At 41.3% G+C, this 4,495-nt stretch carries 4 protein-coding genes and 1 pseudogene; 2 read left to right on the top strand and 3 right to left on the bottom strand.

Annotated elements, in window-relative coordinates; genetic code table 11:
- Nucleotides 1-135: 135 nt before the first annotated feature.
- A pseudogene (locus R7Z49_RS23025) lies at nucleotides 136-315 on the top strand (IS66 family transposase); the annotation flags it as partial.
- Between the two features lie 29 nt (nucleotides 316-344).
- On the opposite strand, the gene R7Z49_RS23020 reads toward R7Z49_RS23025, so the two are convergent.
- The 3 genes from R7Z49_RS23020 to R7Z49_RS23010 form a co-directional block, all read right to left on the bottom strand.
- Complete coding sequence (locus R7Z49_RS23020) at nucleotides 345-605, bottom strand: SgrR family transcriptional regulator (protein ID WP_236716968.1); 261 nt, start codon at nucleotides 603-605, stop codon at nucleotides 345-347.
- 484 nt (nucleotides 606-1,089) lie between these two features.
- Nucleotides 1,090-1,707 carry an OmpA family protein gene (locus tag R7Z49_RS23015; protein ID WP_025576707.1) on the bottom strand — a complete coding sequence of 206 codons (618 nt, stop codon included), beginning with the start codon at nucleotides 1,705-1,707 and terminating at the stop codon, nucleotides 1,090-1,092.
- A 5-nt stretch (nucleotides 1,708-1,712) separates the two neighbouring features.
- Complete coding sequence (locus R7Z49_RS23010; protein WP_140112688.1) at nucleotides 1,713-3,020, bottom strand: TolC family outer membrane protein; 1,308 nt, start codon at nucleotides 3,018-3,020, stop codon at nucleotides 1,713-1,715.
- Nucleotides 3,021-3,389: 369 nt separating this feature from the next.
- Between R7Z49_RS23010 and R7Z49_RS23005 the strand changes: the two genes are divergently transcribed.
- Nucleotides 3,390-4,495: VCBS domain-containing protein (locus tag R7Z49_RS23005; RefSeq protein WP_318112087.1), on the top strand; the 1,106-nt coding region annotated here is incomplete at its 3' end.

The raw sequence follows: 4,495 nt of genomic DNA, 5'->3' as shown, positions 1-4,495 counted from the left end.
GGCTACGATGATTAACTGATGTAACCGATCAGATCGTAACTTCCTGATTTAGTTCCATCGAATTACGCAACAAAGCCCCGATCAGATCGTAACTTCCTGATTTAGTTCCATCGAATTACGCAACAAAGCCGTTTTGTCATTCAAAGGAAAATTAGCTTCGGAACGATCTCGGATGCAGGTGATAAATTCCGAAGTAGGATACATACCCTCATCGAAACCTGCAAAAAGCGTGACTTATCGGCAATGTCAGTGTTGAGTGAAATCATCACGGCTGTTGTGACGAAGAGACCGTACCCAAACGTTTTTGATCTATAAACTGCATATGTTTCTTCAGATCTGGTAAGTCAAGATACCTCGGTGAACGCTTGCCTATACAGGGCTTGGTGCATAGAAATCATAACTTTGAGAGTACTAGCTTTTCCACGGCCACGACCTGGTGTCCAGCTTATCCAACCATAGTCATGTAGCATTTTTATAACATTGGAAGTATTACGCCGAGAGGTTGCGAATACGGTTTCTAACTCATCTAAGCTTACTTGATGCAATTGCGAATGATTATAATGATTTAATAACTGACTCAATCTGCGAAGGCATGTTTCGGTCATTTTGCAGCGCCATAGTTTGTAAATAGATAGGAATGCGACACTCGACTTTAGTATGTAAAATAACCAACCACTAGTTTTGGATTAGCTAAGACTTCTCACTGTAACTCGTTCGAAAAAGTGCAATCACTTGTTTAAGTGAAATATGTTACTACTATTTTTATCTGACAGCTTTTATTTTTTATAATTAAATATGTTACTACTATTTTTATCTGACAGCTTTTATTTTTTATAATTAAATATGTTACTACTATTTTTATATGACAGCTTTTATTTTTTATAATTAAATAAGTTAATAATATTTTCTAAAGTAAGTTACAACTATATTAATTAGATGGTTCTTAATTTCGTACGGAGCTCAATTCTCTAAATGAATGGTGGTGATTAGCTTTAGTTTAAGTCAGTAAAATGTACTGATATCTGTTTCATCAAGCCCCTATAGAAGATGCCTCTAGCCATTGATGAAAACTGGCCAGAGGCAGGGGTGTTAGTTTACCTTGGGAAAGGTAGTAAATATCGTCCACTCATCTTTAACCATGCCTTTATGGCCAATGACGGTAGCGGTTACACGACGGTTTAAAGCGTGGCTGACATCATCTGTCCCCAATTTAGCTAAATGGGTATCACCAAAGCCAACAATAGTTAACCTGTCCTCTGAAATACCTTGCTTAATTAATAGGTTGCGTACGTTACTTGCTCGGCGGCGTGATAGCTCAAGGTTGTAAGCTGCGGTACCAACTTTACTTGCGTAACCCTGTATTTCGATAGAAGTCGTAGGGTACTTCTTAAGGAATGCTGCTAATTCAGTAATCTTACGTTGGAATACTGGATTAATGCTGTCTGAATCATTAGCAAACAAAATCTTAAGTTGATACTGTTCTTCTTTGTTTAGGTAGGTTTCGCAGCCATCATTATCTACTTCGGCACCAACTGGGGTATTCGCACATAGATCACGAGCATTGATTACGCCATCGTTATCTACGTCATGAAGGTCAGCGACTTGAATGTGCTCCGGAGTAGGGATGTAATCGAACTTATCAGTCGCAAATGCACTATTTAGGCTCATTGTTGATAGAGCTAGAAATATTAAGGTATTGTTTTTCATTGTGTTTAGTACTCTACTGGCTGAGTCCATTCTTGCGGAATATCGACGCGCAATGCATCAAGAAGTTTTCCTGTAGAAGTTAGAGTTCGGTATTTAGCGTATTGTTGATCGAACTGCGTTTCGAGGTAGTTTTTGCGGGATTCAAATAGCTCATTTTCAGTATTGAGCAAATCAAGCAATGTACGTTTACCAATGCGGTACTGCTTTTGATAAGCAACAACGGTGTCTGACATTGAATCAACATGTTGGCTTAGAAAGGTTTTTTGTTTGCCAGTCAATTCTAAAGCACTCCATGAGAGACTAAGCTCTTGCTCAACACTTCGGTAGGCACGTTCACGTAGGTCTTTCGCTTTGTTGAGCTGGTAGGCCATACTATCAGTGTTTGCTGAATCTCTGCCGCCATTATATAGGTTATAGCGGACGCGAAGCATAGCAGTGGTTTCAGAACTGTTACCTTCAATACCTCCTGCATCATCACGCCAGTTTTGTGCTGCTTCAACGGAAACTACTGGATAGTGGTTCGCATCTGCTTGCTGGTACTGGTATCTTGCAGAGTCGACATCTGCTAAAGCTATCTTTATCACTGGGTGGTTTTCAAAAGCTTGATTTTTGGCCTCATCCAAGGAGTCGGGAATAAAGTTTTGGTCTGCGCGTGGAAAGATTAGATCCTGAGGGTTTTCACCCACTAATCGAATAAATGTGGTTTGCGCATCTTTGTAGTTATTTTGTGCAGCTAGTAAATTGCTGTGAGCTTTTGCTAGGCGACCTTCAACTTGAGTCAAGTCGGCGACTGAGCCTATTCCTGATTCTGTGCGTTTTTTGATGTCAGTATAAATACGCTCGTGCGTATTTAAGTTGCTTTCTGAAAGAGTAATGAACTGCTGTGCCTTAATTACATCCAGATACGCTTTAGCAACTTGTAGGGCAATATTTTGAGCATCAGCAAGCAATTGATAACGTACCGATTCAGCGTCTGCTGATGTGCGATCGATATCGTAAAGAGTTTTAGAACCATCCCAAATCAACTGGCTAAATGTAATTGCAGCTTCTTTACGGGTCATGTCGGTTCTATCTGCGGAGTTCGCTGGATCTATGCCCTCATAACCGATACCTGCGTCTAAATCGATGGTCGGTTTGTATGCACCAGTGGATTGATCAATGATGTAGCGTTTACTCATATATTCATTGAACGCACTTTTGATCTCTGGGTTGGTTGCAAATGTAACCGCTACGGCTTGCTCTAATGTTTGTGCACTGGAATGAAGAGGTATTAACAAACCAAAACAAACAACACTAATACTACTAAGCTTCAAAAGAAGTCTCCCCAAATAATTCGCAACGCTAATTATCTTTAATTTATTGTCTCAATAATGAAACTTTAAGAACCGGATATATTAAAGAAAACGTTTGTATCAAATCTGGCTTGGTTAATTTAAGCCATCATTTTAAAAAATGTAATCGCTGGAACAAAGTCCCTAAAAATAAGCCGCATAGCATATGACTTTCTGGGGCAAAATAAAACCACTTTAAAACATGAAACTTATTGTGGGAACAAGTGCATGTTGTACATTGAGCAAATAATGATAAACTATTAACTAAATGTATCACTGCCTGAAATAATTCTCATTGCCTGATTTAGTCAAGGGTAGGGGTTATTTCATCTGTTAAATGGGGTAATAACTTTGGTTGGAAAGTCAAATTCAACGACGGATAAGTATGTTGTAATCGGTAAAGATGGTCATATTAGAGTAGTTGAATCTAAGGAGAACCTACTTCCGGGTGAGATTGTCGTGGAGACGTTGAATGGTGATTCTCTACCTGCGCATGCCTCATTAGAGCGCAGTGATACAAATTCAGATATATCTCCTGAAGTTGAGGAAATCATTAAAGCCGTTGCGCAAGGTGATGACCCTACAGAATTAGGAGAAGAATACGCTACTGCTGCAGGTGAGCAATTAAGTTCTAGCTTAACCAATTCCGGAACAATTGAACGTTCAGGGGCTGAACTTCTGGCAAGTACGTTTTTTGAAACTTCAGGTTTAGACAGTGAGCAGAGCGATACCAATGTTTTACCTGACGTGCATCGTTCTACTGAAATAGATAGTAGTAACTCCTCGGCGTTAATTGATGGTGACGATGTGGGGGCAGTAAGAGAAGACGTAACGCTTACCACAGGTGGCAACCTAAACGTGGATGACCCTGATGCAGGTGAAGCGGTCTTCCAACCCCAAACGGACGTTCAAGACGGTAACTGGGGTATTTTCTCTATCGATGAGCAAGGTAACTGGACGTATGAGTTGAACAATAGCCACCCAGACGTTCAAGCGTTGGACGCCGATAGTGATCCGATTATTCGTACCATGACAGTAACATCTGCAGATGGCACGACTCATGACGTGGTCGTGACCATTACGGGCTCAGACGACAAAGCGATTATCACACCAGATCAACCGGGTGATGATAAAGGCGCGGTTCAAGAAGACGTAACGCTGACCACTGGCGGCAACTTAAACGTGGATGACCCTGATGCAGGTGAAGCGGTCTTCCAACCGCAAACCGACGTTCAAGATGGCAACTGGGGTACCTTCTCTATCGATGCTGATGGCAACTGGACGTATGCGCTGAACAACAGTCACCCAGACGTGCAAGCGTTAGACGCCGATAGCGATCCGATTATTCGCACCATGACAGTAACATCTGCAGATGGCACAACTCATGACGTGGTCGTGACGATCACGGGCTCAGACGACAAAGCGATCATCACACCAGATCAACCGGGTGATGATAA

It is taken from the genome of Vibrio sp. 1562 (genome assembly GCF_033340155.1).
Lineage (GTDB): Bacteria > Pseudomonadota > Gammaproteobacteria > Enterobacterales > Vibrionaceae > Vibrio > Vibrio alginolyticus.
Note: the sequence above shows the minus strand (reverse complement) of the source record. Positions and strands in the feature narration are given on the sequence as shown.

Bases quoted from the DNA above. Each gene is read 5' to 3' on its own strand.
- R7Z49_RS23020 (WP_236716968.1), bottom strand. From the start codon at position 605: ATGACCGAAACATGCCTTCGCAGATTGAGTCAGTTATTAAATCATTAT.
- R7Z49_RS23015 (WP_025576707.1), bottom strand. From the start codon at position 1,707: ATGAAAAACAATACCTTAATATTTCTAGCTCTATCAACAATGAGCCTA.